At 62.4% G+C, this 26060-nt stretch carries 26 protein-coding genes; 12 read left to right on the top strand and 14 right to left on the bottom strand.

Translation table 11 applies throughout. From position 1 onward, the window contains the following. Positions 1–2 precede the first annotated feature (2 nt). From AC0JZ4_RS08850 to AC0JZ4_RS08835, 4 genes are all read left to right on the top strand, one after another. Positions 3–1376 (top strand): FAD-containing oxidoreductase, encoded by a 1374-nt coding sequence (locus tag AC0JZ4_RS08850; RefSeq protein ID WP_471886015.1) that lies wholly within the window; start codon positions 3–5, stop codon positions 1374–1376. 63 nt (positions 1377–1439) lie between these two features. Further along, positions 1440–3368: an asparagine synthase (glutamine-hydrolyzing) gene (gene asnB, locus AC0JZ4_RS08845; RefSeq protein WP_471886014.1), complete on the top strand. Its 1929-nt coding sequence runs from the start codon at positions 1440–1442 to the stop codon at positions 3366–3368. A 151-nt stretch (positions 3369–3519) separates the two neighbouring features. Then, positions 3520–4584, top strand: coding sequence for a glycosyltransferase family 2 protein (locus AC0JZ4_RS08840; RefSeq protein ID WP_471886013.1), 1065 nt, complete (start codon positions 3520–3522; stop codon positions 4582–4584). A gap of 164 nt (positions 4585–4748) precedes the next feature. Beyond that, a complete protein-coding gene (locus AC0JZ4_RS08835) occupies positions 4749–4961 on the top strand; it encodes a hypothetical protein (protein ID WP_471886012.1) in 213 nt (70 codons plus the stop codon). Between the two features lie 10 nt (positions 4962–4971). Here the strand turns inward: AC0JZ4_RS08835 and AC0JZ4_RS08830 are convergent, their stop codons facing one another. Then, a complete protein-coding gene (locus AC0JZ4_RS08830) occupies positions 4972–5478 on the bottom strand; it encodes a ferritin-like domain-containing protein (protein WP_471886011.1) in 507 nt (168 codons plus the stop codon). 211 nt (positions 5479–5689) lie between these two features. Here AC0JZ4_RS08830 and AC0JZ4_RS08825 point away from each other — a divergent pair, with 211 nt between their 5' ends. From AC0JZ4_RS08825 to AC0JZ4_RS08810, 4 genes are all read left to right on the top strand, one after another. Then, positions 5690–5878, top strand: a complete 189-nt coding sequence (locus AC0JZ4_RS08825) for a hypothetical protein (RefSeq protein ID WP_471886010.1) — start codon at positions 5690–5692, stop codon at positions 5876–5878. Positions 5879–5896: 18 nt separating this feature from the next. Continuing rightward, positions 5897–6106 carry a hypothetical protein gene (locus AC0JZ4_RS08820; RefSeq protein ID WP_471886009.1) on the top strand — a complete coding sequence of 70 codons (210 nt, stop codon included), beginning with the start codon at positions 5897–5899 and terminating at the stop codon, positions 6104–6106. Between the two features lie 107 nt (positions 6107–6213). After that, complete coding sequence (locus AC0JZ4_RS08815; RefSeq protein WP_471886008.1) at positions 6214–6858, top strand: TetR family transcriptional regulator C-terminal domain-containing protein; 645 nt, start codon at positions 6214–6216, stop codon at positions 6856–6858. An 11-nt stretch (positions 6859–6869) separates the two neighbouring features. Then, entirely contained in the window at positions 6870–8072 is a 1203-nt protein-coding gene (locus AC0JZ4_RS08810) for a pyridoxal phosphate-dependent aminotransferase (protein WP_471886007.1), read from the top strand. Between the two features lie 58 nt (positions 8073–8130). On the opposite strand, the gene AC0JZ4_RS08805 is transcribed toward AC0JZ4_RS08810, so the two are convergent. The 3 genes from AC0JZ4_RS08805 to AC0JZ4_RS08795 form a co-directional block, all read right to left on the bottom strand. Further along, complete coding sequence (locus AC0JZ4_RS08805) at positions 8131–8421, bottom strand: DUF1330 domain-containing protein (RefSeq protein ID WP_471886006.1); 291 nt, start codon at positions 8419–8421, stop codon at positions 8131–8133. 102 nt (positions 8422–8523) lie between these two features. Beyond that, complete coding sequence (locus tag AC0JZ4_RS08800; protein WP_471886005.1) at positions 8524–8727, bottom strand: hypothetical protein; 204 nt, start codon at positions 8725–8727, stop codon at positions 8524–8526. A 54-nt stretch (positions 8728–8781) separates the two neighbouring features. Further along, positions 8782–9963, bottom strand: a complete 1182-nt coding sequence (locus AC0JZ4_RS08795; protein ID WP_471886004.1) for an aminotransferase — start codon at positions 9961–9963, stop codon at positions 8782–8784. A 111-nt stretch (positions 9964–10074) separates the two neighbouring features. Here AC0JZ4_RS08795 and AC0JZ4_RS08790 point away from each other — a divergent pair, with 111 nt between their 5' ends. Both AC0JZ4_RS08790 and AC0JZ4_RS08785 read left to right on the top strand, forming a co-directional pair. Then, the gene (locus AC0JZ4_RS08790; RefSeq protein WP_471886003.1) at positions 10075–10764 is read left to right on the top strand and encodes a sulfite oxidase-like oxidoreductase; all 690 of its coding nucleotides are present in this window, start codon (positions 10075–10077) and stop codon (positions 10762–10764) included. 124 nt (positions 10765–10888) lie between these two features. Next, positions 10889–11482, top strand: a complete 594-nt coding sequence (locus tag AC0JZ4_RS08785) for a TetR/AcrR family transcriptional regulator (RefSeq protein ID WP_471886002.1) — start codon at positions 10889–10891, stop codon at positions 11480–11482. A gap of 104 nt (positions 11483–11586) precedes the next feature. Here the strand turns inward: AC0JZ4_RS08785 and AC0JZ4_RS08780 are convergent, their stop codons facing one another. From AC0JZ4_RS08780 to AC0JZ4_RS08740, 9 genes are all read right to left on the bottom strand, one after another. Next, entirely contained in the window at positions 11587–13944 is a 2358-nt protein-coding gene (locus tag AC0JZ4_RS08780; RefSeq protein WP_471886001.1) for a polysaccharide biosynthesis tyrosine autokinase, read from the bottom strand. 71 nt (positions 13945–14015) lie between these two features. Next, on the bottom strand, positions 14016–14921 hold the full coding sequence (gene galU / locus AC0JZ4_RS08775) for a UTP--glucose-1-phosphate uridylyltransferase GalU (protein WP_471886000.1): 906 nt from the start codon (positions 14919–14921) through the stop codon (positions 14016–14018). A 46-nt stretch (positions 14922–14967) separates the two neighbouring features. After that, on the bottom strand, positions 14968–15933 hold the full coding sequence (locus AC0JZ4_RS08770) for a glycosyltransferase family 2 protein (RefSeq protein ID WP_471885999.1): 966 nt from the start codon (positions 15931–15933) through the stop codon (positions 14968–14970). Next, entirely contained in the window at positions 15930–16856 is a 927-nt protein-coding gene (locus tag AC0JZ4_RS08765; RefSeq protein ID WP_471885998.1) for a glycosyltransferase family 2 protein, read from the bottom strand. Before AC0JZ4_RS08765 ends, AC0JZ4_RS08770 begins: the two co-directional genes overlap by 4 nt. After that, a complete protein-coding gene (locus AC0JZ4_RS08760; protein WP_471885997.1) occupies positions 16856–17878 on the bottom strand; it encodes a glycosyltransferase family 2 protein in 1023 nt (340 codons plus the stop codon). Before AC0JZ4_RS08760 ends, AC0JZ4_RS08765 begins: the two co-directional genes overlap by 1 nt. An 8-nt stretch (positions 17879–17886) precedes the next feature. Further along, a complete protein-coding gene (locus AC0JZ4_RS08755) occupies positions 17887–19080 on the bottom strand; it encodes a glycosyltransferase (RefSeq protein ID WP_471885996.1) in 1194 nt (397 codons plus the stop codon). A 72-nt stretch (positions 19081–19152) separates the two neighbouring features. Then, positions 19153–19944, bottom strand: a complete 792-nt coding sequence (exoK, locus tag AC0JZ4_RS08750; protein ID WP_471885995.1) for an endo-1,3-1,4-beta-glycanase ExoK — start codon at positions 19942–19944, stop codon at positions 19153–19155. A 4-nt stretch (positions 19945–19948) separates the two neighbouring features. Further along, the gene (locus AC0JZ4_RS08745; protein ID WP_471885994.1) at positions 19949–21055 is read right to left on the bottom strand and encodes an acyltransferase family protein; all 1107 of its coding nucleotides are present in this window, start codon (positions 21053–21055) and stop codon (positions 19949–19951) included. A gap of 421 nt (positions 21056–21476) precedes the next feature. Then, entirely contained in the window at positions 21477–22943 is a 1467-nt protein-coding gene (locus AC0JZ4_RS08740; RefSeq protein ID WP_471885993.1) for a lipopolysaccharide biosynthesis protein, read from the bottom strand. A 110-nt stretch (positions 22944–23053) separates the two neighbouring features. On the opposite strand from AC0JZ4_RS08740, the gene AC0JZ4_RS08735 reads away from it, so the two are divergent. Both AC0JZ4_RS08735 and AC0JZ4_RS08730 read left to right on the top strand, forming a co-directional pair. Then, positions 23054–24022 carry a glycosyltransferase family 2 protein gene (locus AC0JZ4_RS08735; protein ID WP_471885992.1) on the top strand — a complete coding sequence of 323 codons (969 nt, stop codon included), beginning with the start codon at positions 23054–23056 and terminating at the stop codon, positions 24020–24022. Positions 24023–24085: 63 nt separating this feature from the next. Further along, on the top strand, positions 24086–25030 hold the full coding sequence (locus tag AC0JZ4_RS08730; RefSeq protein WP_471885991.1) for a polysaccharide pyruvyl transferase family protein: 945 nt from the start codon (positions 24086–24088) through the stop codon (positions 25028–25030). Here the strand turns inward: AC0JZ4_RS08730 and AC0JZ4_RS08725 are convergent. Beyond that, entirely contained in the window at positions 25021–26028 is a 1008-nt protein-coding gene (locus AC0JZ4_RS08725) for a glycosyltransferase family 2 protein (RefSeq protein ID WP_471885990.1), read from the bottom strand. The two genes, AC0JZ4_RS08730 and AC0JZ4_RS08725, sit on opposite strands and share 10 nt — an antisense overlap. Positions 26029–26060 lie beyond the last annotated feature (32 nt).

The following is a 26060-nucleotide window of genomic DNA, read 5'->3' as shown; positions in this document are numbered from 1 at the left end:
GCATGAAGAAATTCGACGCGATCATCATCGGCGCCGGTCAGGCCGGGCCGTCGCTCGCCGGACGTTTCAACGATGCCGGCAAGACGGTGGCGATCATCGAGCGCAAGCATGTCGGCGGCACCTGTGTGAATACCGGCTGCAAGCCGACCAAGACGCTGGTCGCCAGCGCCTATGCCGCCCATCTGGCCCGCCGCGCCGGCGACTATGGCATCGGTATCGGCGGTGCCGTGACGGTCGACATGCCGGCCGTGATGCGCCGCGCCGAAAAGGTGACGCTCGACAGCCGCCACGGCAACGAGAGCTGGCTGGAAGCCATGCCGCATGTGACGCTGATCCGCGGCCATGCCCGGTTCGAACGTGCAGATACGATCCGGGTCGGCGACGAGCTTCTCACCGCACCGCAGATTTTCCTCAATGTCGGCGCGCGCGCAACCATCCCGGATTTCGCCGGGATCAGCGACGTGCCGTACATGACCAATGCCGATATCGTCGTTCTCGACCGGGTCCCGAAACATCTCGTCATCATCGGCGGCAGCTATATCGGGCTGGAATATGCGCAGATCTATCGCCGTTTCGGCGCTCAGGTGACGGTGGTGGAAAAAGGACCGCGGATCGTCGGTCGCGAGGACGAGGATATTTCCGCTGCAGTGCGCGACATTCTGGAGGCGGAAGGCATCCATATCCGCACCGGGGCGGAATGTATCCGTTTTTCCCACCATGCCGATGGCATTGCGGTCGGCGTGAATTGCGACGAGGGCGAGCCGGAAGTGATCGGCTCCGACGTGCTTCTGGCCGTCGGCAGACGTCCGAATACCGACGACCTTGGACTGGACAAGGCGGGCGTCGAACTGGACCCGCGCGGCTTCATAAAAGTCGACGACAGACTTGCCACCAATATTCCGGGCATCTGGGCGCTGGGCGATTGCAACGGCCGGGGCGCATTCACCCATACCGCCTATAACGACTTCGAAATCGTCGCCGCCAATCTCTTCGACAATGAAGACCGAAAACTCTCTGATCGCCTGCTCGGTTATGCGCTGTTCATCGATCCTCCACTCGGCCGTGTCGGCATGGGCGAGGAGGAGGCGAAAAAGGCCGGTCACGAAATACTCGTCGGCACACGGCCAATGACGAACGTCGGCCGGGCGGTAGAAAAGGGCGAGACGCAGGGCGTCATGAAGATTGTTGCCGAAGCGAAAACGCGGAAGATACTCGGTGCGGCCCTGCTCGGCACCGGCGGCGACGAGGCGATCCATGGCGTGCTCGACCTGATGAACAAGGGCGCGACCTATGACGACCTGCGCTGGGCGGTGCCCATCCACCCGACAGTCTCCGAACTCTGGCCGACCGTCGTCCTGTCGATGAAGCCGGCATAAGGGGAACGGCAAGGTTTTGGCCTTAAACCCGTAATCCTACGATCCGGTTTTGAGGCGAAGGCTATGTGCGGTTTTGCGGGCTATGTTGGCGATGGACTGGGACCGGACCGGGCGCCCACTCTCCTGTCCTCCATGGCCGATGCCATCGTCCACCGCGGGCCGGACGGCAGCGGCACATGGCACGCGGCGCAAGTAGGCCTTGCGCATGTGCGCCTGTCGATCGTCGGCCTGTCGGACGGCCAGCAGCCGATGCTGAGCGAGGACGGCCGATATGCGCTCGTCTTCAACGGCGAGATCTTCAACTATGTCGAACTGCGTGACGCACTGAAGGCGCGCGGGGCGACCTTTCGCACCGGCTCGGATACCGAAGTGCTGCTCCAGCTCTTCGCCTTCGACGGCGAGGCCTGCCTTGAAAAACTGAACGGCGATTTCGCCTTTGCCATCTGGGATGCCGTCGAGCAACGGCTCGTTCTCGCCCGCGACCGGATGGGCGTGCGGCCTCTCTTCTATACCGAGCACAAGGGCACGCTCTATTTCGCCTCCGAAGTGAAGGCGCTTCTGACCGTGCCGGGTATCGAGGCGGCGATCGATCCCGTGGCGCTCGACCAGATTTTCACCCTGTGGGCGCCGATCCCTCCGCGCACAGGTTTTCGCGATATTTTCGAGCTGGAACCCGGCCAGATTCTGGTACGTCAGGCAGGGCGGAACAGGCTCGCATCCTACTGGTCGCTGGACTACCCGGATCCAGGGGATGCCCGCCGCGACGAGACCGATCGATCCGAGGAATTGCTCGCGCTGCTCACCGATGCGGTAAGGCTGCGCATGCGCGCCGACGTGCCGGTCGGCTCCTATCTCTCCGGCGGACTGGATTCCTCGCTGATCGCAGCGCTTGCAGCACCGATGGCGCCGGGCGGGCTGAATACGTTCTCGGTCACCTTCGACAGCGCCGAACATGACGAGAGCGGCTTTCAGAACCAGGTCGCGGCCGCGCTTGGCAGCCACCATCGCTCAATCCGCTCGTCAGCGCAGGATATTGCCACCATCTTCCCTAACGTCATACACCACGCCGAGCGGCCGATCCTGCGGACTGCTCCTGCGCCACTCTACACGCTCGCCGGTCTTGTCCGCGAGAGCGGCATGAAGGTGGTGCTGACCGGCGAAGGGGCCGACGAAATCTTTGCCGGCTACGACATCTTTCGCGAGGCGCGGGTGCGCCGCTTCTGTGCCCGCCAGCCGGGTTCGAAAATCAGGCCGCACCTGTTCCGCAAGCTCTACCCCTATCTTCCGGCGCTGAAACAGCAGTCGGCGGAGTATCTCGCCGCCTTCTTCGGCGGTGGAGCTGTAGATCCCACCGACCCGCTGTTTTCCCACCGCCCCCGCATCCGCAACACGGCGGCGACGAAGATTTTCTATTCCGACAGGCTACGCGAAACGCTTGGCAGCTATGACGCGGGGGAAGAACTGGCGAGCCGCCTGCCGGCACGCTTTGCCCGCTGGCACCCGCTTCATCAGGCGCAATATCTCGAAACCCGGCTGCTGCTGCCCGGCTATATCCTTTCCAGCCAGGGCGACCGGATGGCGATGGCGCATGGAATAGAGGGACGCTTCCCCTTCCTCGATCACCGGCTGGTGGAATTTGCCGCCGGCCTTGCGCCGGACGCCAAGCTCAAGGGCCTGTCGGAAAAGCATATCCTCAAACAGGCGGCAAACGGCCTCGTTCCGGACAGCGTAACGCAACGGCAGAAACAGCCCTACCGCGCGCCCGACAGCCGCTCGTTTACCGGCCCGGCAACCCAGGAACAGGCCTATGTCGGCGAACGGTTGTCGAGCGACACACTTGCATCGAGCGGCCTTTTCAACCCGACGGCGGTGAAAAAACTCCTCGAAAAATGCCGCAGGCAGGAGGTCTCGGGCTTCCGCGACAACGCCGCCTTTGTCGGCATTCTTTCAACCGAAATCTGGATCGAACGCTTTGCTGCAAAGGGCCTTTGATGGAAGTGCTTTTTCAAGGTCGCGGTTTTGCTAAAATTTTAGTATCTTCTTTATAAGGATCGGAACCCGGCGGCCGCTATGGCTGCCTTCAACGGGCCACGCCCAATGCCTCAAAGGCGGTAATCGCGACCAAGTCAGGGAGTTTTAGACCATGACCGTATCGATCATCATCAAGACCCTTAACGACGAAAAGCGTATTGCCCGCACGATCGAATGCGCGCTTGCAGCCCTCCCCGACAGGGACGGCGAAGTCATCGTCACCGATCTCGGTTCGCGCGACAGGACGATCGGGATCGCCTCGTCCTACCCCGTCCGGATCGTCCAGATCAGCCGCCCCGCCCGCTTCAGAAGCGGTGCCGGTTCGCAGCTGGGTTATCAATATGCCCGCAACGAGTTCGTCTGCGTCATCGAAGGCGACATGGAGCTCGATGCCGGCTTCCTGCCCGAAGCGCTCGCCTTCCTTTCGCGCCACAGCCGCAGTGGCGGCGTGACCGGCCATATCGAGGATGTCCTGCCCAACGGAAAGGGCGCAACCGCCCGTCGCAACGGCCCGGATAGCCGCATCGGCGCCGTCGAAAAGCTGGCTGGCGGCGGGCTTTACCGACGCCGCGCCATCGAGGCGATCGACTACATGGCCGACCGCAACCTGCATGGCTATGAAGAGATGAACCTCGGTATACGGCTGCGCACCAACGGCTGGAAGCTGCATCGGCTGGACCGCCCGTTTGCCCGCAACAACGGCCGCGACGCCCGCTCCCGCGACCTGCTGATCGAGCAGGTGAAGACGCGCGAACCCTTCGGCATCGGCGAGCTGTTGCGCGCCGCGACCGGAAAGCCCTATTTCAGACGCCTGATCGGCGACCTTCCGGAATTGAAATATCTGGCCCTTGCCTGGGTCTTCATCCTTGCCGCGTTCGCCGTTCTGGCGGCGGCTGAAAGCGTATTGGCCGCAGCGGGCATCATCGTTGCGAGCCTTGCGATTGCCGCCGTGGTGACATCACTCTTCACCGGCGGCCTGAAGACCGGCCTCTATGTCGTTCTGACCCGCATCCTGCAGGCGGCCGCCCTGCCGATCGGCTATTTCACCCCGCGCCGCAACCCGCGCTCCTGGATCGAAAGCCGTGTCCTGGGCGAGCCGGATGCGGAAGTCGGCAGCGAGGCCGAACAGCCGCTGGATGCCGCCTACACGGCAGGTGCCGCAGGCACCGCACGTTGAGAGAACCCGTATTCACGACGCATCACTGGAACATTACCGTCGTTTAATATTCTGCTGCTTGCAACCACCGTGGAAGGGAGTAGGCTCGCCCTATCCTCGGCAATGTGTAGGGCGCCGGCGATGAAAGAACGAACGCTCTTTCGCCCCCATGATGGAGGCAAGGCATGCAAACTGCATCGATCCCAACAGCAATAGATCCAACCGAACTGGCGTTTCTGAAACGTGTGTTCGATGACGTCTGCCTGGAACACGGGCTGAAGGACGGCAGCACGGCGGCAAGCCACGTGGCCGTGGAGATGATCCACCTCTACCAGCGTGGCCTGAAGGACGAAAAGAGCCTTCACCGTCACTTCGACGGCCATAACTCCTTCGGTTGAGGCCCACGTATCAGCGTTTTGCCTGCAGATCCCGCTCGTCGCGCATCAGGAAGACGCGGGTGATAGGATCGAGGTTGTCCTCGAGCCATGCCGCCATCGCCATTTCTTCCGCCAGAATACGCTCGAACACCGCCTGGGCTTCGGTCTCGCCCAGTTCGTCCGCCACCGTGATCAGCATCCGGTAGGTGGCGATTTCCAGATGTTCGAACGCATATGCGGACGCTGTGAACTTCACCACCTCGTCGCTCAGCAGCATGCCGGGAATGCCCTGGACGGTCGCGGCGATGCGGCCGGCGATGTCTTTCAGCGTCGACGGCGCGCCGGACATGCGATTGAGCAGCAGCTGCAAATCCTCCGCCTGCCGCTGCGTTTCCTCGAGGTGTTCAAGCATGCGCGCCTTCAGGTCGGGGTAGTTTTCCAGCCTTTTCGCCTCTGCGCCCAGCATGGTGATTGCCTGCTCTTCCATCGCATGGGCGCTTTTCAGCCAGGCGATCAGATGGTCTCTTGCATGGGTCATCCGGCACATCCTCCTTTGCCTGAAGTTATATCACACAGGCGTGATTGCCAGATGGGAACCCCCATTGGCATCACGAAGTTCCCTGTGGCCGAGGTGAATGGAACCTCTTGTCACACCACCGAGGGATGCAATGGCGGCATATCAGACCATCGTGGAATAACGGATATGCCCACTTGCGCCAAAGGTTGCTAATGCATTAATGGAGGCGCCGATGACGATCGTTGATCCAAGAGAACCGACCGAGACGCCGCCAATGCCGCCGCCGGGATGGAACCCGGAGCCACCGATCGAAGAACCGGAACCAGACAGGCTGCCCGACGAAGCGCCTCTGCCAAATCCGGACGAGACAAACAAACCGCCCGTCTACATGCCGCCGGAAAACGCGCAGGTTACGGGTTGAGGCACAAACGAGATCCAGATGACAGTAACGAGTAGCAAGGCCGCGGTTCGCCGCGATATGTCCGAACGCATGCCGGCCGCTGAATTCAAGCCGTGCCTTTGGAAGCTGATCGCCGTCACCGCCGGCATTCTGGCCGCCGCCTTCGTGGCGATGGAAACGGTCGACGACACCTATACGGGTTCGTTCGAGACGACGACCTCCACGCCCCCTGCCCCGGTAGCCGGCTGATTTCCGATTGGTGGTCGAAGCACTTGCCCGCCAATTATCCGATCGTATAATAAGCTGCTTATGAAACGGCGCCACCGCGTCGGCAGACAGCGAGCAGGACGATCGACATGGCTGTTGGCCGCCGCACCTATACCCGCGCCAGCGAGGCCGAGCGCCGCGAGGACCTGATCCTCGCCACGCTCGATTGTATTGCCGAAAGCGGTATCCAGGGCGCGACCGTGCGCCAGATTGCCACCCGCGCGGGCGTGACCGCGGGACTTATCCGCCATTATTTCACCGGCAAGGACCAGATGCTGGAGGCCGCCTACAGGGCGGTCATGACCGGCATGACGAGAGCCGCCGTCGATGCGGCCGCGGCAGGCCTGACGCCGAAGGAAAGGCTGGGGCGCTTCATTGTCGCCAACGTTACGCCTCCGGTCACCGACAGCCGCACGCTGTCGCTCTGGGCCGCCTTCATCAGCCACATCCAGACCGACCCGACCTTTTCCGCCATCCACCGGGAAAGCTATCTCACCTTTCTTGAAGCCTTGGAGACGCTACTGACAGCCTTCTTCGAGGAACGCGGCACACCGCTGTCCGAGAGGCAATGCCGCAGCCTGGCGATCTCGCTCAACGCGCTGACCGACGGACTGTGGCTGGAAGGCACGCTGACCGCCGATCTTTTTGCCGAGAACGAGCTGGCCGATACGGCCCTTGCTTCGGTAGAAGCACTTTTGCGATTGAAGCCGGGCGAACTGGCTTCCGACCCATGAAGGAAATACGCATGCGCTATGCCTCGATCACCGACCGTCTTGCCCATCTAGGCTCCGGCCGCTGGGCGCTGCATCTGACAGCCCGCCGGATGAAGGCCGAGGGCGAGGAGATCATCGAACTGACGATCGGCGAGCCGGATGTTGCGCCCGACAAGGCGCTGCTCGACGAGGCGGCCCGCGCCATGCATTCCGGCCGTACCCGCTACTCCAACGGTCGCGGCGAGCCGGCGGTGCTGAAGGCGCTGGTGGACAAATATTCAAAGCGCCGCGCGGGCGTGACCGAGCGCAATTTTCTCTGCTTCCCCGGCACCCAGAGCGCGCTCTACTGTGTCATGACCGGCCTTGTGGGCGCGGGCGACGGCGTGCTGGTCGGCGATCCGCTTTATGCCACCTATGAAGGCGTTATCGCCTCCACCGGCGCGCATATGATCCCTGTGCCGCTGCGCCCGGAAAACCGCTTCCACCTGAAGGCGGAGGATCTGGAACGCGCCATCACCCCGGAAGCCCGCGTGCTGCTTCTCAACACGCCGCACAATCCGACCGGAGCTGTGCTGACCAAGGCCGAGATCGCCGCGATCGGCGAAGTCTGCCACAAGCACGACCTGTGGATCATTTCCGACGAAGTCTACGAACAGCTGATCTTCGACGGCACCGAATTCGCCTCGCCCTTCGACATGCCGGACCTGGCCGAGCGGACGATCGCCGTCTCGTCGATCTCGAAATCTCATGCCGCTCCCGGCTTCCGCTCCGGCTGGGCGGCGGGTCCTGAGGAATTCTGCGAAAGGCTGCTGCCGGTTTCCGAAATCATGCTCTTCGGCGTCCAGCCTTTCATTGCCGACATGACGGCGATGGCCCTGTCACAGCATTTCCCCACCGCCGACGTGATGCGTGAAAACTATGCAAAGCGCGTGGCGATCGTCGAAAAGCTTCTCGGCGGCAGCAATCTGGTCAAGCCGATGCCGCCGGAAGGCGGCATGTTCATCCTGCTCGACGTGACCGCGACAGGCCTCGGCGGCGAGGAATTCGCCTGGGAACTCCTGCGCCAAGAGAAGGTCGCTGTCATGCCCGGCACATCCTTCGGCGATCAGGCCGCAGGCTTTCTGCGCATTTCGCTGACCGTACCGGAAGACGTTCTCGAAACCGCGATGCAACGCATCGTCGATCTGGCCGGCCGCATTGCATCGCAGCCGGCGGCGTCGCCGCATATTCGCTGACAGCGGAATTTTTTATGCCAATAAAGTCCGCCTTCGCCGTAATCTCTGCGGCGAAGGCTCATAGCCCTTCGACGATGCGGATATCCCGCTCGACACCGCCGGCGAGCAACGCCATCGCCGCCTGATAGGCGGGACTGTCATGCGCGGCCCTCGCCTGCTCGACGCTGTCGAACTCGATCAGGACGGTACGCTGCTCAAGCCCCGCCTCATAGACGAGCGACGGCATACCCCGCGCCAGGATGCGGCCACCCGCGGCAACGATGGCCGGGCCGCTCAGTCTTGCGTAAGCCGCGAGCGCATCGGGATTGGTGATGGAGCGATATGTGGCGACCCAGTAAGCCTTGGCCATTTGCTTACCTCCTCCTGTCTGGAAATAGGAAGGACGATGCCGACCGGCACTCGCCGACCGCGCCCAGCGCAAGCAGGATGGCACACACGACAAATCTTGGGATCAGCCCGCGTCGCCCGCATCGGCAACACGATCGTCCGATGGGGCGACGGTATCGACGCCCTTGGCCTTGCGGGCCTTGTTGATCTCGATACTGGCCGGACTTGGCTGTTTCTTCAACTGCGTCTCGCCGGTGCCGCAGCTGCTGGCGACACTCGGCTGACTGCTGCCAAACCGCGTTGCTTCCTTCGATGTTTCCTGCGTCATGGCCTCTCTCCCTTTGCCAACACGGGAGAGAACCATTGGCCGACAGCTTGGTTCCTAAATAGAGAACGCCTTGAGCCGTTCCGTCAGCAGCGCGATCGTCTCGACATCGGCATTGGCGAAGGCAAAGCGCAGGTAGTTCTGCTGTCCTTCACCGAAATAGACGCCCGGAATGCAGGTGATACCGGCGGACTTTGCCAGCTTCTCGGCCACGTCAGCAGAACCCACGCCGTCAAACGGATGACGCACGAAGGCAAAATAGGCGCCGATCGCGTCGAGTTTCCACGCCGGCAGCTGCTGCATGACAGCCTTGAGCGCCTCGGCGCGGCGGCCGATCTCCTGACGGTTTTCCTCGCGCCATGCGGCAAGCAGCGGTAGTGCTGCGGCGACGGCACCCTGCGCGGCGCGTGGCGCGCAGATCTGCAGATTGTCCATGATCTTGGCGACCTGGCCGATCACCGCTTCGCCGGCCGCGATAGCACCGAGACGATGGCCGGGAATGCAGAAGGACTTGGAGAAGCTGTAGAGGCTGATCAGCGTCTCTTCCCAGCCGTCGAGATTGAAAAGACCATGCGGCCGCTGTCCGGCTTCGGGCAGGAAATCGCGATAGGTCTCGTCGAGGATCAACCAGATGCCCTTCTTCTGGCAAAGCAGGAAGATTGCTTCGAGCAGTGCCGGCGGATAGATCGCTCCGGTCGGGTTGTTGGGCGAAACGAGAGCCAGCGCCTTGACGTCAGCGGTGATCGCCGCCTTGATGGCGGCGACATCCGGGAGGAAACCTGCTTCCGCCGTGCAGGACACGAAAGCGGTCCTGATACCCATCATCGAGAGCGTCGTCTCGTGATTGAAATAGAACGGCTCGGTCATCAGGATCGTGCTGCCGGGACCGGCGACCGTCATCGCCGCGCAGACGAAGGCCTGGTTGCAGCCGGACGTGACATGCGTGTTGGCGGCGGAAAGTCTTGCCGCGTAGACCTCTGCGATATGCGCGCCGTAAGCCTCGCGCAGCACCGTCTCGCCTTCGATCGGTCCGTAGCCGGTATAGGCGGTCGACGAGCCGGTTTCGCCGAGCAGCTTCAGCATGTCGGGATGCGCCGGATAGCCGGGCACCGCCTGAGACAGGTCGATCAGCGGCCCTCGCGATCCGTCATAAGCGCGGCCCCATGCAGCAACGGAGGGAACCGGCGGCAAGGAGAGGTTGTCGACGAGCGGATTGAAACGGGGATTGGAGGCGGCCATGATATTCCGGGAGGATTATGAAAGACAGGGAATTGATTTGCCCTCTTCTTCATCAGATTATCCGATGACGCAAGCGGAACCGCATTGCTCGACCGAAAGGGAGAACCGCAGATGGCCGACGACACCCCGCCAGAGCCCCCATCAGGTCCTATAACGGGAGAGGCAAGCAAACTCACCGTAACCAAGCGCAAGTGGGCCGACGAGGGAAAATTCCTCACCGGTCGGCACGCGCACCCCGAAACCGATCGCCTGCCGCCCGGCCAGCATCTGGTGAAGAACTGGCCGGTTCTCGATCTCGGCCAGCAGCCGGCCGTTTCGACGGCGCAGTGGACGCTCGAGATCCGCGGCCTCGTCGACAATCCGCTGACGCTCGACTGGGCGGCCTTCCGGGCTCTTCGGCAATCGGACATGCTCTCCGACATCCATTGCGTCACGACATGGTCGCGCTACGACAACAACTGGAAGGGCGTCTCGACCCGCGATCTCCTCGATCTCGTCTGTCCGAAGGAGGAGGCCTATTCGGTGATGCTGACGAGTTACGACGACTACACCACGAACCTGCTGCTTTCGGATTTCTCCGCCGCCGACGCGATTGTCGTCACCCACTGGGAAGGTGCGCCGCTGACGGCGGAACACGGTGGCCCGGTACGCCTTGTCGTGCCGCATCTGTATTTCTGGAAGAGCGCCAAGTGGCTGAAGCGGATCGACTTCCTCAGCGACGACTTCGCCGGTTTCTGGGAGGAGAACGGATATCACATGCGCGGCGATCCGTGGAATGAGGAGCGGTATTCGCAGGATTGAAGCTCTCAGTCAGTCAATTGCTCCAAACTCCAAAATCCGGAACCGGCGCATTTCGGCATGACACCCACCCGCTCGTCATCTAGAACCGGATGAGCCATTTCCCCAGAATGCGTTGGAGCATGAATTGACCCCGGCTGTGTCGAAAAGCGAAGAGCAGACCGCGCCGAAACTGAGAGCGGACGCGCAGCGCAACCGCGACAGGCTGATCGAGGTGGCGGCACAAGCCTTTGCCGAAAAGGGTGTCGAGACCTCCCTGGAGGATATAGCGCGCAAGGCCGGCGTCGGCATTGGCACGCTCTATCGGCATTTTCCGACCCGCGAGCACCTGGTCGAGGTCGTCTACCGGCGCGAGTTGCAGATCATGGCCGACGCCGCCGACGCGCTTTCACGCACGGAAAAGGCCGATGTCGCGCTGGAAAAATGGATGCACCGCTTCGTCGCCTACATCGCCACCAAGCGCGGCATGGCCGAGAGCCTGAAGACCATCACCAGCTCCGACGCCTCCACCTTCGCCGAGGGGTTCGGCCGCATCCGCGAGGCCTTCGAACGGCTTTTGGCCGAAGCCCAGGAACAGGGGCTGGTGCGCGAGGATATCGGCCATACCGATCTGATGCACGCCATGGCCAGCATCTATTCCATCCCCGACACGCCGCAATGGCGTGAAAGCGCCGAGCGCCTGATCGGCCTCCTGATGGACGGGCTTCGCACAAGGCGCTGAAACAATTTCGACGAAAGCCAAGCCGGTTCCGCGTCGACGATCACGCTCTACGACAACGCATCGCCCGGATACGAAAACGGCCCGGAAACCGGGCCGCCTGAGACTTAATCCGTCGAGACTTCCTTATAGTCCCGATAATAGGACAGGTAGTTGCTGCGCAGACGTTCCGGCGCACCCGGATCGGCATACTTGTGCAGCTCGGCAAGATCGGTCTTGTTGAGAATGACGCCGACAGTCTTGGCGGCGATCTGCGGCTCGGAGTGAAGCACGCTCTGCACCGCCTTGGCCGGCGTTTCGCCCCACTGCGTCACGAAGACGAAGGCGTCGGCGTAAGGTTCGAACGCCTTGGCATCGATAACCGGGATAAGCGGCGCCAGATCGACGACGATAACGTCGAACGTCTCCTTGATGCTTTCGAGGAACTGGCTCATGCCGGTGGAGGCCAAGAGTTCGCTCGTATGCGTGACCTGACGGCCGCGCGTCGTCATCGGCAGGATGGTGAGGCGCGAACGGCGGTCGACACGCGCGACACTGGTCCACGACTTCTTGTGCAGGATGACGTCGACAAGACCCGCTTCCGGCTCGGTCGCCAGCATCTTGGAAAGGCCGGGATTACGCAGGTCGGCGTCGATGACCAGAGTGCGCGCACCGCTGGAGGCGATCAGACCGGCGAAGTTGGCCGCAACCGTCGACTTGCCCTCACCCGGCAGGCAGGAAACGACGCCGATGACGGCGCATTTCTTCCCCTGCAGGACGATATCGCAGGCCAGCTTGGTGTTGCGCAGCGTTTCGGCGAATTGCGAGCGCGGCGCTTCGACCGCGACCCGCATCATGCGGCGGAAGGAGATCGGATCTCCCGGCGGCAGGTTGGCGTCTTCGGCCTTCGACTGCGGCTCCTGCGCGCCATCCGGTTTCGGTGCATCCTCACGCATCCCGCCGGCGATCTTCGGCAGGTAGCCGAGGAAGCGCATGCCGAGCTTGTTCTGCACGTCCTCACCGGTACGGAAGAACCGCTCGCGCAATTCGAGCACGGCCGCGACACCGCCGCCGATGATCAGGCCGAGCACGACGGACAGCGCCATGGTCAGCGTCTTGCGCGGACTGGACGGCGAATTCGGCAGGCCGGCATCGGAAATCACGCGAGCCTTGGCGATCGGCAGAGACTGAAGCTGCGACGCCTGCTCGAAGCGGTGCAGGTAGGATTCATAGAGTGTGCGAAGCGCCTGCGCCCGCTGCTCCAGCTCCTGCAGCTGCACCATGTTGACATTCGCATCGGCATTGTTGCCGGCAACCTTCTGGATGTTGTCGCGCAGCGACTGCTCGCGCGACTGCGCCACGTCGAGCTCGTTGCGGAAGCTGCCGGTCAACTGCTGCAGCTCGCGGAACATCTGGTTGATGACGTCCTGCTTCTCGCCCTGCAATGCAACCGCCTGCGGGTGGTCCGCACCGAACTGCTGGACGATGCCCTGTTCGCGATCGTTGATGCTGATATAGCGACGGCGCAGATCCTGCATCACCGTGTTGTCCGTATCGCGGTTGGAAACGACGGCGTTCTCGACCGCCGATTCCGGACCCTGCTCGACGATCGCCCTGTACTGGTTGTAGCGGGCCGCGGCAGTGGCGGCATCAGCCTGGGCGACGATCAGCTGGCTGTTGAGATCGGAGAGCTGCTGAGCGGAAAGAAGTTCGCCGCGCGGCGAGATGAGGCCCTTTTCGCGCTTGTACTGTTCGACCGCCAGAGACGCCTGCTGGGCGCGGGTGTTGAGGTCGTTCAGACGTTCCTGCAGCCACAGGCTCGCTTTCTCCGTCGCATTGAAATTGGCGTCGAGCTGCTCGGTCAGATAGGCCTGCGCATAGGTATTGGCGATCTGCGCCGACAGCCGCGGCTCGAACGAGCGGGCCGACAGCGCGATGACCGAACTGCGGCCGACGCGCTCGACGGTGATCGACTGCTGCAGGATCGCCGCCGCCTTTTGCCTCAGCCCTTCGCGGACCTGTGCCTCGGTTGCCGGCGGCGAGCCGGAACTGACGAGCGACAGGACGCTTCGGACCATGCCCTTGACGAGGTCGACGGGCGACTGCGGCGGATTGACGATCAGGTCGTTCTCCGCAAGCTTCGCCTGGTCGACGACGCTGAGCGCAAGCTCCTTGGATTTGAGGATTTCGACCGTGCTCGACATGCTGTTGTCGAGAAGCTGGGCGGACTGGTTGCTGCTCTGAGCACTGTCTTCCGCATAGCGCGACAGGTCGTCATCGAGCAGGATATGGGTCATCGCCGTGTAGCGCGGATTTGCCGTCAGCAGATAAAGCCCGGCGAGCGCGACCATGACCGCGACGCAGATGACGATAATACCCATCCGGCGCATGGCCGCAGACCACAGCTTGTCGAGATCGATGAACGTGTCCTGATCTCTCTGCTCGTTCTGAAACATAGCCATCGGTCGGAAATTTGCCTGGTCCATATCGTCATCCACTCTTGGGGAAGTAGTGCAGGAAAGGCGGTTGTCCCGCCTTTCCCATTATCATCGGAAGCTTACGCCGCGCGGACCTTTGTCTCGTGCGAGGCGAGCAGGTCCTTGATCGTCACGGCCAGATCGCCGGCCATGTCGGAGCGCAGCATGGCGAAGGCGACGTTGGCCTCGATGAAGCCACGCTTGCTGCCGCAATCGAAGGTGCGGCCCTGATAGGGCTGCGCGTGGAACGGCTGCTGCTTCAAAAGCTTCTGCATGCTGTCGGTGAGCTGGATCTCGTTGCCGGCACCACGTTCCTGGCTTTCGAGAAGCTCGAAAATCTGCGGCTGCAGAATATAGCGGCCATTGAGATAATAGTTTGACGGCGCGTCTTCCGGCTTCGGTTTTTCCACCATGCCGGTGACCTGGAAACCGTGCTTGACGTCGTTGCCCATGCTGACGACGCCGTAGCTGGAGGTTTCCTCCGGCGAGCACTGCTCGACCGCGAAGACATTGCCGCCGACTTCCTCATAAAGATCCATCAGGCCGGCCATGCAGCCGCGCGCGCCATAGGAGACCATGTCGGGCAAAAGCAGCGCGAAGGGTTCGTCGCCCACCAGTTCGCGGGCGCACCAGACGGCATGGCCGAGGCCAAGCGGCACCTGCTGGCGGGTGTAGCTCACGGTACCGGCGAGCGGCAGCATCTTTTCAAGCTGCGTCACCTGCACCGTCTTGCCGGAGCGGGTCAGGCTGGCGATCAGTTCGGGATTGCTGTCGAAATAGTCTTCGATCGCCGTCTTGTTGCGGCTGGTCACGAAAATGATGTTCTCGATGCCGGCCTGCATGGCCTCGTCGACGGCATATTGCACGACGGGACGATCGACGATCGTCAGCATCTCCTTCGGCATCGCCTTGGTTGCCGGCAGGAACCGCGTTCCGTTGCCTGCAACGGGGATGACCGCTTTGCGCACGGGTCTCTTCAAGTCCATTCCTTAGTCCTTTCTAGGGGGCGTCTCGCCCTTATCCGATCGGATTTCAGTTGACGCCGGCGGCTTTTGCCAGCCGGCGCATGCGAACGACGATGGGCATCCGGAAGTGCTTGAGCGCTCCCGGTGCCTGAATCGCAGTTTTGAGGAACCCGCCGACCGACTTGCGTTTGACGTCGTCGACGAGTGTTAGAAACGAGCGGGCCTCGATCAGACTGCGGGTACGGCGCCTCTGCGCCTCGGCAGCCTTCGGCTCCAGCGGAAAACGAGCGATGAACTGACGGTCTGCCTCCAGCATGGCATCGACGTGATGCTGCTTCAGCACCCGCGAGATGGAACCCTCGCGCAGATAATAGACGTAGCCGGGAACCGGATCGACAGCGCAGCGCGCGCCGCTTGCCAGCATCGCGGCGAACAGAATGTAGTCCTCGCCGATCTTCAGCGTCTCGTCGAATGCCAAGTCATGGTCGACGAGAAAGGCCCGGTCGAAGATCGGCTTCATGTAGCCGAAATTGAAGGTCGACTTGAAGATGACGTTGGAGTTTATGAATTCCGCCAGCGTGATCTCGCCCTGCTTTTCCAGGAATTCCCGCTCGAACATCGTTTCCGGCGCACCGCCGGCCATCGGCACGACGTCGACATTGTCGACCACCATCTGCGCGTCGAACGCCTTGGCCCGATTGATCATCGACAGAAGACGGTCCGGGTAGAGCGCATCGTCGGAATCGAGCGTCGCCACCCATAGCCCGACCGCGGCATCGATGCCGGTATTGCGCGCCCTGCCCGGTCCGCCGTTTTCCGGCTGGCAGATCAGGCGCACGCGCGGATCCATATAGCTCTTGGCGATTTCGCGGGTGCCATCCGTCGAGCAATCGTCGACGATGATCACCTCGACCGTGACGCCGACCTGCGCAAGCGCGCTGTCAATCGCACGCGCCAACGTGTCTTCCGCGTTGTAGGCGGCGATGATGAAACTCACGTCGGGAGGGCTGATGGTGGGTGGAACGATGGTCATGCGGCCTCCGCTGTGCCGTATTGGCGGATTTCCTTGACGCCAAGCATGCCCATTACCGCACCGACATGCAGCGCGCCACGCAGCGCATATCGGTTCCGCTTCACCGGCATAGGCGAAAAGACGGCCGCGACCGCACCACAATAGGCGGCCTTTGCGACAGCCACCAACGCCTTCGGCACCCGTTTCGTTCCCGCGTTTTTCGCCGCAATGATGCGGCCATGGGTCTGGCCGGAGCGGAAGCGGCGCTTGGCAAGCCAGGCAAAGCTGGCGCGGCTTGCCGGCACCGGCTCGGTCACCAGCGCATCCTTAGCAAATTCGATCCGCCCGCCGGCCTCCGTCAGTTGCGAGAAGAAATGCGTATCCTCGCCGCCGCTCTGGCCGAGCGAAAGCGCGAAACGCCGCGAGGCGACCAGCGGCGAACGCATGTCCAGCAGCGTATTGCAGGTATAGCCGGTAATGATGCGGCCATTCACCCAGACCGGCATGGTCGAGTGGAAATCGCCGTCGCGCATCCAGCCGGCGCTGTCATCGCCGTAAAGCGCCCGCACCGGGCCGAGTACCGTCTCGGCACCCGTCTCGTGCGCCTTGGCGTAAAGCGCGGCCAGCCAACCGGGCGTCGCCGTTTCGTCGTCGTCGATAAAGGCGAGGAAATCCGCATTGGCAGAAGAAAGGCAGGCATTGCGGGCGATCGAGATGTTCGACTTCGGGCAATGGACATAGAGAATGTCGAAGGGCGATTGTCCGCGCAGGCTGTCGACCAGATCGGAAGCGCTCGGAACGGCATCATTGTCCGCCACGATCAGGCGCACCGAGGTGCCCGCCGGCACGTCGAGCGCGAAAAGCGATTGCAGCGTCTCCTTCAGCGCCGGGCGGCGGAAGGTGCAGATGCCGATATCGATGCGGGTCGGGGCAAGCTCGGTCATCACGCAGTCCTTTTCGGCTTGATGCCGAGCAGTTCCATCCAGAACCCGGCCGACCAGGCGAAATGCATGATCATCGCCGGAACGGAGGCATAGAAGGCAAGCCCGTTGCGCTGGCGCGCGGCCATCAGTGCGCTATAGGCAAGGCAGGCGAGCGCCCAGATCGCTAACGGCACGATCGCCCACCAGTGCAGCAGCGCGAAGAGGCCGATGATCACGACGGGTGCCACCGCAAGCGGGATCGCCTGCCGGATTTTCGGAATGGCGCGGTGCTTGATGAGGTTCTTCGCCCTGCCCCGGCCATAGCCGAGATACTGGCGAAACAGCGCCGACGCGCTGGAACGCGGGTAATAGGTCATGAACGTCTTGCCCGTCATCCAGATACGGAAACCGGCCCGGCGCAGGCGGAAATCCAGTTCCGCATCCTCGTTGTGGCTGAACGTCTCGTCGTAGCCGCCGACCTGGCGATAGGCGGCGATGCGCATCAGCGCGTGATGACCGTGGTCCACCCATTCGCCGCCGCCGCCGGCACGGTGCTTGGAACCGCCATTGCCGAGTTTGGAATTCTGCGCGATTGCGGTCGCCTGCTGGAAATTGCCGAAACCGACAGTTTCCATGCCGACGACAACCGAATCCGCCTGCTTCAGCACCGCCTCGTCGATCAGCGCCTGGCAGTAATTGTCCGGGTAATCGCCATGCGCATCGATACGGATCAGGTAATCGCGGCCGTCGCCGAACCGCTCGACCGCAAGATTGATCGCCGCACTCTGGATCCGCTTCGGATTGTCGAGCAGCACGAGATCGGCAATCTTGCCGACGAGCCTCTGGACGATCTCGACCGTGCCGTCCTTGCTGCCGCCATCGGCGACGACGATCAGCATCTCGGTTGAACCGCGCTGGATCTCGAGCTTGCGCAACAGCGGCTCGATCGTCCTTGCCTCGTTGAGGCAGGGAATGACGAGCAGGACCTTTGGCGCGGCTTGCGGACTAAGACTATCGGAGCCGGGCATTTCACTCTCTACCATGTTCCACCTCACGACTGCACGGTTGACGCAGCCTGCATTTCGGCAGGCGATCGTAGATCGGGTTTCAGGGATGCAAGTCTGGCGACCAGCGCCCGGCAATCCGCCGGTCCGGTCACCCATTGGCCACGCTCGATGGCCGCAACGCGGTCAAACGCCTGCGCATAGGCCTCCACCGTCATCGCATTGAACAGTGACACCAATGCGTCCGGCGTCGCCTTATCTATGGTCAGGCCGATATCGCGGCGGGCGAGGAAGCGGCCGGTCTCGGTCGAAGACAAGGCAATCGGCACCGCGCCGTAGAGCCCGCCTTCATACAGCCGGTTCGGCAGCAGCCATTCGGAATTCTGGCCTTCCTCGAAAAAGTCGATCGCCCAGCTGAACTGCACGTCGTTATAGATCGCCGCCAGATCCTCCGGGTTCTTATAAGCCCCGTGGAATTCCACATGCGGCGCTTCAACGACGATGCGGTCGAAATCGGCAAACTCGCTATGGGCAGGTCGCCCGCGCAGCACGATTTCCACCCGGCCCTCCATGCGACGGGCAAAATCGACGAGGATCGACAGCGACTTGGCGCAACGGATCGCGCCGAACCAGCCGATCCGCCAGGGTTTTCCCGGCTGCGGCGGGCGGACAGTCGGAACAAGAGCTTCGTTCCCGGCGTCGAGCGACAGGACCTTGTTTTCCAAAAGCAGGATCGGCAGGTCGAGACCGGAACGCGGCTTGAAGAAGTTCTCGACGAAAGCCGGCGAACTGGTGATCAGCAATTGCGCCCGGCGGCCGAAATGGCGCTGGAAGCCGCGCACCAGCTTCCCCTTCAAACCATCATCGAGCAGCAGCCGGTGAATATCGAGGCATTCGTAGACGACCGGCAGGCGACGATCGAAGAGCCGCGCCGCCTGGCCTGCCAGCGCCAGCGTTTCGAGATTGCGGGCAATGATCACGTCGGGCCGCGCGATGCCGGAAAGCTTCGTCTTCAGCCCGGCGCTGGCCTTGAGGATCGCCTTGATCCGCTGGCCGAACTGTCCGTCCGCCGTGGTACCGAGAACGATGGTCGATACCCCCGGCTCGCCCTCGAGCAAATTCCTGCCGCGCGAAAATCCCGCAACGGTCACATCCGCCCCCCCGGCCTTGAGGGTCAGCACGCGCCGCCTGATGGCGGCATCGGCCAGATCGTGGGCAAGATAGAGAACCTGTATCGTCAAACGGGCCTTCTCCGGTGGGTGAAAGTCATGAGGATCTAAGCGAATGGAAGAGCGACCGAGGGTGGGACCGCCTCAGTCGAGATTGCAGGCAACCGATTCCGGGAACTGGCAGGCATCGCCCGGAGCGGTGAAGGAAACGCGATCGATGACCATCGAAGTCTGGCCGTTGTAGGAAAAGCGGCCCATCCAGTCGCGCAACGTATCCGTGCCCCAGAGGCTGAGGAAGATTTTTTGCGCATGGGTCGGGATCTTCGACTTGTCCGTCACCTCATGCACCAGCTTGCCGTTGAGGAAGTAACGCAGCCGGTCTTCCTCCCAGACGAAGGCGTAGTCGTTGAACCCCTGGTCGGCACCGCCGGCGACGGGGATCAGCTTCTCGTTGCCGCCCTTGCCGCCGATATACTGGTTGACCTGCACCTGGTTGCTGTTCTTGCCCAGCACCTCGAAGTCGATCTCGTCCCAGGGCTGCTTGTCGGTCGGGCCGATATAGGTGAAGAAGGCCGAGTTGAGGCCGGAGCCGGTCGCCGCCTTCATCCGCACCTCATAGGTGCCGTGCAGATAGCGCGCACGGGTCTGCACCTCGCCGCACAGATATTTGCGGTCCTTCGACTGGCCCTCGGAATAGCTGAGGCTGAGCGTTCCGCCTTCGGTATTGATCTGCCGACGCGACCAGGTGCAGTTCTGATGCGCACCGTTGTTCCAGCCGTCCGAGACATACCAGAAGGATCGGTCGAAACTGTCGAAATTCTCGACGAACGATTTGCTGTTCATCGACCCCTGCGCCGAAGCCGGAGTGACCGCCGACAAGGCCGACAGTGCAATCGATCCGATGACGGCGGTGATCGTGTACCTGAAAGAAATCATGATCTCACCTGCGCTGCTGTGACAGTTTCGGTTCCATCGGATGCGACGATCCGACGGGGCGGCTGGACGTAGCCTTGGCGAGTTTTGCCTTCCGGCCGCGGCTGCCGGTCAGGATCTGGTAGACGGGCGGCATGAACCGCAGCGCCAGCGCATTGCTGACGACCATGAGGACCAGCGTCAGCAGTACCGCGCCGATGTAGAAGACCGGATAGGCGTCGACCGTACCGACGCGGTTCCACACCATCCACATCAGCACCAGCACCGGATAATGGGCGCAGAACACCCAGAAGCTGAGGCTGCCGGTGGCGGCCAGGCGCTGGCCGAAGCGGAAATTGATGGCGATCGCCGAGATCATCCAGAAGCCGAATGCCCCGACGATCGACAGCGCATTGCGCATCAGGTCGACCGACCAGGTAAATTCCGGCCCCGTTGCGTAAAGCGCAACCGACAGGCCGACGGCGGCGACCAACGTCGCGATCGTGCCCGGAACGGCGAACCGGTCAAGCGCCTTGAGATCCACCTGACGCAGCGCGATCAGCATGCCGAGCGCAAAGCTGAACAGGATCGAGCGCTTGACGACGATGCCGAGCGTCAGTTCGGGAATGACCGCAAGCACAAAGAGGATCGCAAGCGTCGGCAGGGCCGCGCGCTGCAGCAGGAACAGCAGGATCGGCGACAGCAGGATGCAGACGAACAGATCGCGCAGAAAGTAGAGCGGCACGTTGACCGGCAGGCCTTCGGTCGCAAACGCCTGGGTCAGCACTTCACGCGCCGACATCGACCACAGGTCCGGGAAATAACCAACCGCGACGCCGGCCCGCTGGATGGCGAGCACGAACACGAAAAGGCCGAGGTTCCAAAGAAGAAACGGCAGAAGCACGGTCATCGACTTGGAGCGCACGACGCGACCGTAGTCGAATGCATCAGCGCCTTTGCGCATCAGCAGATAACCGGAAATCATGCTCAGGCACGGCACGCCGATCCGGAACAGGCTGTCGACGAGAAACACGCGCAGCCAGTCGAACCCGGAATTTGAACCGAGAAAAGCGGAAGTTTCGGGATCATGCGGGACGTGAACGAAAACGATGCCGCAGATCAGGAAGATACGCATCAAATTGATACGAGAAGAAATGTTTTGGTCGACAGTCAAACGAGTCACCCCTTTTGAGCAGTGCCTCCCGTCACCGCCAATTCAATCAGAGCAGACTTGAGCCCGCGTTGACCAACAGCATCACGAAGAGTTTGGAGCAAAATGTGGCAGCGCAGCAATTTGGGCAGGTGCGAAATCTAGCAGGTGTCGCGTTTTCGCACTGCCGCGGCGTAGGCGGGAAGCGCTGGAAACCCGGCTATCCCTGAGTTTTCATTCGCGAAACGGCATCGGAATGCCGCGTCGCAGCACACCGACGAATACGAAAATCAATCATCATTTTTCTCGTTTTCGTGTTCCGGCCGTGAGCTGCCGACGGGAAACATGGCAGATTGCGGCAAAAAGGCGGCAAACCTGTGGTAGCGGTTTGCCGCGGCCATATTGCTCAGGCGGCGGCCGATCTGCGGCGCTTCACCATGCCGAGGATCTTGCCGATCAGCGCCCGCTCGGTGAGCAGCAACAGCACGCCATAAACGACACCGCCGACGATGCCGCCGACCACCACCTCGATATAGGGGTTTGTCAGATGTGCCTCGAAGGCATCGAGGAAGGCACGCACGGAAAGCGCCATGACGAGCGCCGAGATCATCGAGCGGCTGCTGGTCATCATGCCGCGCACGAAGGGGATCTCGTCGACGCGGAACACCGCCCAGGAATAACCGATCAGCGTCACCGCGTTGACGGCGCAAAGCCCCCACATGGCGGTGACCAGATCGCCGTAATAGGCGCCGAGCGCGATCGCCGCCGTCGTGGCGATCGCTCTGAGCACCGCCGACCAGAACAGCACCTGCGCGTGGCCCGTGCCCTTGAGGTAGGGAATGAACGTGCTGCACGGCGTCACGATCGCCTTCGACAGCGCCAGAAGGCCGAGCACCGGCCAGGCATAGGCCCATTGCGGCCCGAACAGCACCAGCATCGCCGGTTCCGCCACCGCCCACAGGCCGAACATTGCCGGTGCAAGCAGCACGGTCGTCACCTGGGTGGAAAACATCAGCGCGTCCGAGCGCCGCTTGCGATCGTCGCCCATCAGGCTGAAGGCCGGAAACAGCACGCCCATGACGGCCGACAGGACGACCTGGTTCGGAATGCTGGCAAACCGGTTGGCGGCGGAGTAAGCGCCGGCATCGGCAAGCCCCAGCATGCGGGCAATCACGATCATCGGCGACTGGAAGGTGACGAAATTGGCGATTTCCGACCCCATCATCCCCCAGGTGAAGGAAAGCAGCGGCCTGATCTTGGCGGGTTTCAGCACCAGATGCGGCATGTAGCGGGTCACCGCGTAGAGCCCGACAAGGCGGATGATGGCGGCGGCGAACAGCTGGAAGACCAGCGCCCAGATGCCATAGCCGAGAAACGCCATGGCCACCGCAATCAGCGCCGCGGCCGATTCCGACACGGTGCTCAGCACCGCATCCTTGCTGAAATTCATCTGCCGGGCGAGCAGCGAATAGGCGACATCGCCGGCAAGCTGCAACGGAATGAGCACGGCCATGAGGCGCAGCAGCCAGGCGCTTTCCGGCGCGCCCATCCAGCCCGCGAGCGTATCGGCGCCGAAGAAAAGCAGCCCGCCCATAAGGCAGGCCATGGCCAGATTCGTCCAGAAAACCGTGTGAACGGTATCCATGTCGCCGTCGCGATCGACCACCAGTGCGGACGTCAATCCGGCCCCGCCGATCATCGCCAGAAACTGCACGACAGTAAGCGCCACTGCCACCGAACCGAAATCTTCTGGTGTTAGAAGCCTTGCCAGAATCGGAACCGTGACAAATTTCAGCCCGAATGTAGCGGTCTTTGATAGCACGCTCCAGCCGACATTGGTCGTGACTGTCTTGACACCTTGGGTTGGGGCCATGTCTGAATTCCTAATGCTGGAGGTTATGACTAGAGGCGGCTGAGCCGTCGAACAGAAGGCACGGCAAACGTCAGTGGCTTGCAATTCTTTTAAGGAGCAGGGGCGAAAACATGGCGACGTTCACGATAATTATTCCATTTTATCAAAAAGAGGACGGCATTCTGCGCCGAGCCTTGAAATCGATATTCGACCAGACGTTTCAGGATTTCGATATCATCGTCGTCGATGACGAGTCACCCTATCCTGCGGACATGGAGCTGAAGGACATCGATGACAACTGGCGCTCGCGCATAAAGGTCGTGCTGCAGCCGAACGGTGGTCCGGGCGGCGCGCGCAATACCGGCCTCGATCATATCCCCGCCGATACCCGCTTTGCCGCCCTTCTCGATTCGGACGATGTCTGGCTGCCCAACCACCTGCAGAATGCCTACGACAGCATGAGCCGCTTCGGCGCCGACTGCTATTTCGCCTCGATGCAGGCGAGCGAGGAATTCTACTACCATTTCGGCATGGCCGAACTGGAACGACAGGAAGGCGGCACGCGGCTTTCCGAAGCGCCTCTTGTCATCGAGATCCCCGACATCGCCAGCGTCATGCTGAAGAACTGGAGCTTTCTGCATCTCTCCTGCATGGTCATCGGCCGACCGATCTTCGAAACGGTCCGCTTCGACCCGGCGCTGAGGCTGGCCGCCGAAGACGTGCTGTTCTTCTGCGACAGCATGCTCAAGGCAAAGCGCACCGTGCTGTGCGACGATGCGGGGGCTGCCCGCGGCATGGGCATCAACATCTTCCACTCTATCGACAACCGCTCGCCGGAATTCCTCAAGCAGCAGTTCAACACCTGGGTGGCGCTCGACACGCTGGAAACCCGTTTCAAGGCACGCCCCACGGACGTCGCCTCGATCGAAGGCTACAAGAACACCGCGCGCCAGCAGGCGCTTTGGAGCCAGGCGGGACGGGTGAAGCGCCGCGAAGCGCCGGAGCTTGGCCTCCTGGCGAAGTGGGCGGTGCGCGACCCGGCCATCATCGGCGCGGCTTTCCGCCTGGGTGCAGGCAAGTTCAATCGACCCGCACGCTGACACCGCGATCGGCCGAAGAGGCATGATCATTCTGATTTCGAACGCGAGCCATGGAGGCCACGCATGAAACCCTATTACTGGGCATCCCACCACGGAAACTTCGGTGACGACCTGAACCTCTGGCTCTGGGATTACCTTCTGCCGGGCCTTCGGGACGTCCATCCCGACGTCCTGCTCGTCGGCGTCGGCACGGTGCTCAACCCCGTCCTGCTTCCGGCAGACCAGAAAAAGCTCGTCATCGGCTCAGGCTATGGCTATGGCGAGGCACCCGATACCAGCACCAGCGATTGGGACGTGCGCTGCGTGCGCGGCCCGCTGACGGCGGCCAAGCTCGGCCTGCCACCGGAAAAAGGCATCATCGACCCGGCGGCACTGATCGCCGACATGCCGGAATTCCAGAACCTTCCGAAGATCCACAAGAAGACCTTCATACCGCATTGGGAATCGGCCGAATTCGGCATGTGGGCCTCCGTCTGCGAACCGGCGGGCCTCACCTATCTCGACCCGCGCGGCGAGGCGAAGGAGGTCATCCGCCACATCGCCCAGTCGGAGGTGATCGTCGCCGAATCCATGCATGGCGCGATCCTCGCCGATGCCTTCCGCGTGCCGTGGATTGCCGTCAGCACCTCGCGCTCGATCAACAATTTCAAGTGGAACGACTGGGCGCAGTCGGTCGGCACGACCTACGAGCCGCGCTACGTGCCGGTCTCGACCCGCGCCGAGGCGGTGAAGAAGGGTTCGCGCTTCTGGGGGATCCGCTTCGACGCAGGCTCTCAGCCTGCCGCCGCGCCGGTTGCGGATCACGCCGAGGGAACGGTGCTCACCCGCTCAGCCCCGCCTCAGACGGGCCTGCGCGGCATGGCCAAGCAGGCGCTGGCCACTCCGTCCATTCTGGCACTGTGGCAGGCAAGCCGCACCCAGCCGAGGCTCAGCCCCGACGACCGGCAAGAGGCCAAGAAGGCCGCCTTCCGCGAGGTTCTGGACGGTATTCGCCGCGACTATTTCTGAGCGACGGGCACGCCCGAGAGAAGATAACGGGGTGACGTCGGCAGGGAAGCCGCCGACGTCGCCTTGTTGCGGCTCAGCGCATCGTATTTGTCGTAGAAGATACCCGACACGACGGCCGGGATCGCCGCCGGACGCGACAGCATGTGCCGTATCGCCCCGCCCTTGCCGGCCTCGCGCTTCACATCGAGGAAGGCGCGCAGCTCGTAGCGGGCCTGTATATGATCGCGGTGGCGGGTTATGACCTCGCGCGCCTCTGGCGGCAGCGACATTTCACCGAGAACGGCATTGTCTGCCTCGAAAAGCCGGCGGAGGTCTTCGGTGCGATGTCGGCTGCTGAGCGAATCCCCGCGGACCACCGCGCCGTAGCCGCAATGCTCGATCACCTTGTAGCGCGCGCCGGACGCCAGCGCCCGGACGTAGAAATCGTAATCCTCGCCGAGCCGCAGCTGTTCGTCATAACGCAGCCGGTGACGGGCAAGGAACTCGCGCCGCATGACCGGCTTGAGAAAGCCGATCTCGCCGCGCGGCTTGCCCCGCCGCGAGATATTGCCCTCGACGAACTGCACGAGCGAAATCTCCCGTGAGCGGGACTGGAAGCGCGCAGGCACGGCCAGCGCTGCCGGATCGGCGACGAAGGCGATATTGTCGGCGATGAAATCCCAGCCCTCTTCCTCAAGCATCGGCGCAAAGCGGCCGGGAAAGAAGAAGTCGTCGGCATCGAGAATGGCGATCAGCGGCGCGCTGGACTGAGCGATCGCCGCATTGCGGGCCGCAGACGGCCCCTGATTGACGTCGAAGCTGATGATCCTCAGCCGCGACGTGCCGTCGTCGGCAGCACGCGCGGCACCGGCCGTATCATCGGAGGAGCCGTCATCGACGACCACGACCTCGGATACCGCCTCCTCGCCGAGCGCCGACGTGACCGCAAGCCCGATCGTATCAGCGGCATTCTTGGCCGCGATGATTACGCAGATCGTTTCAGTACCAGCTTGCGCCATGAGCCTATCCATCGTCCGCCGTCTCCATAATC

The sequence above is a fragment of the [Rhizobium] kunmingense genome, from assembly GCF_977018605.1.
Note: the sequence above shows the minus strand (reverse complement) of the source record. Positions and strands in the feature narration are given on the sequence as shown.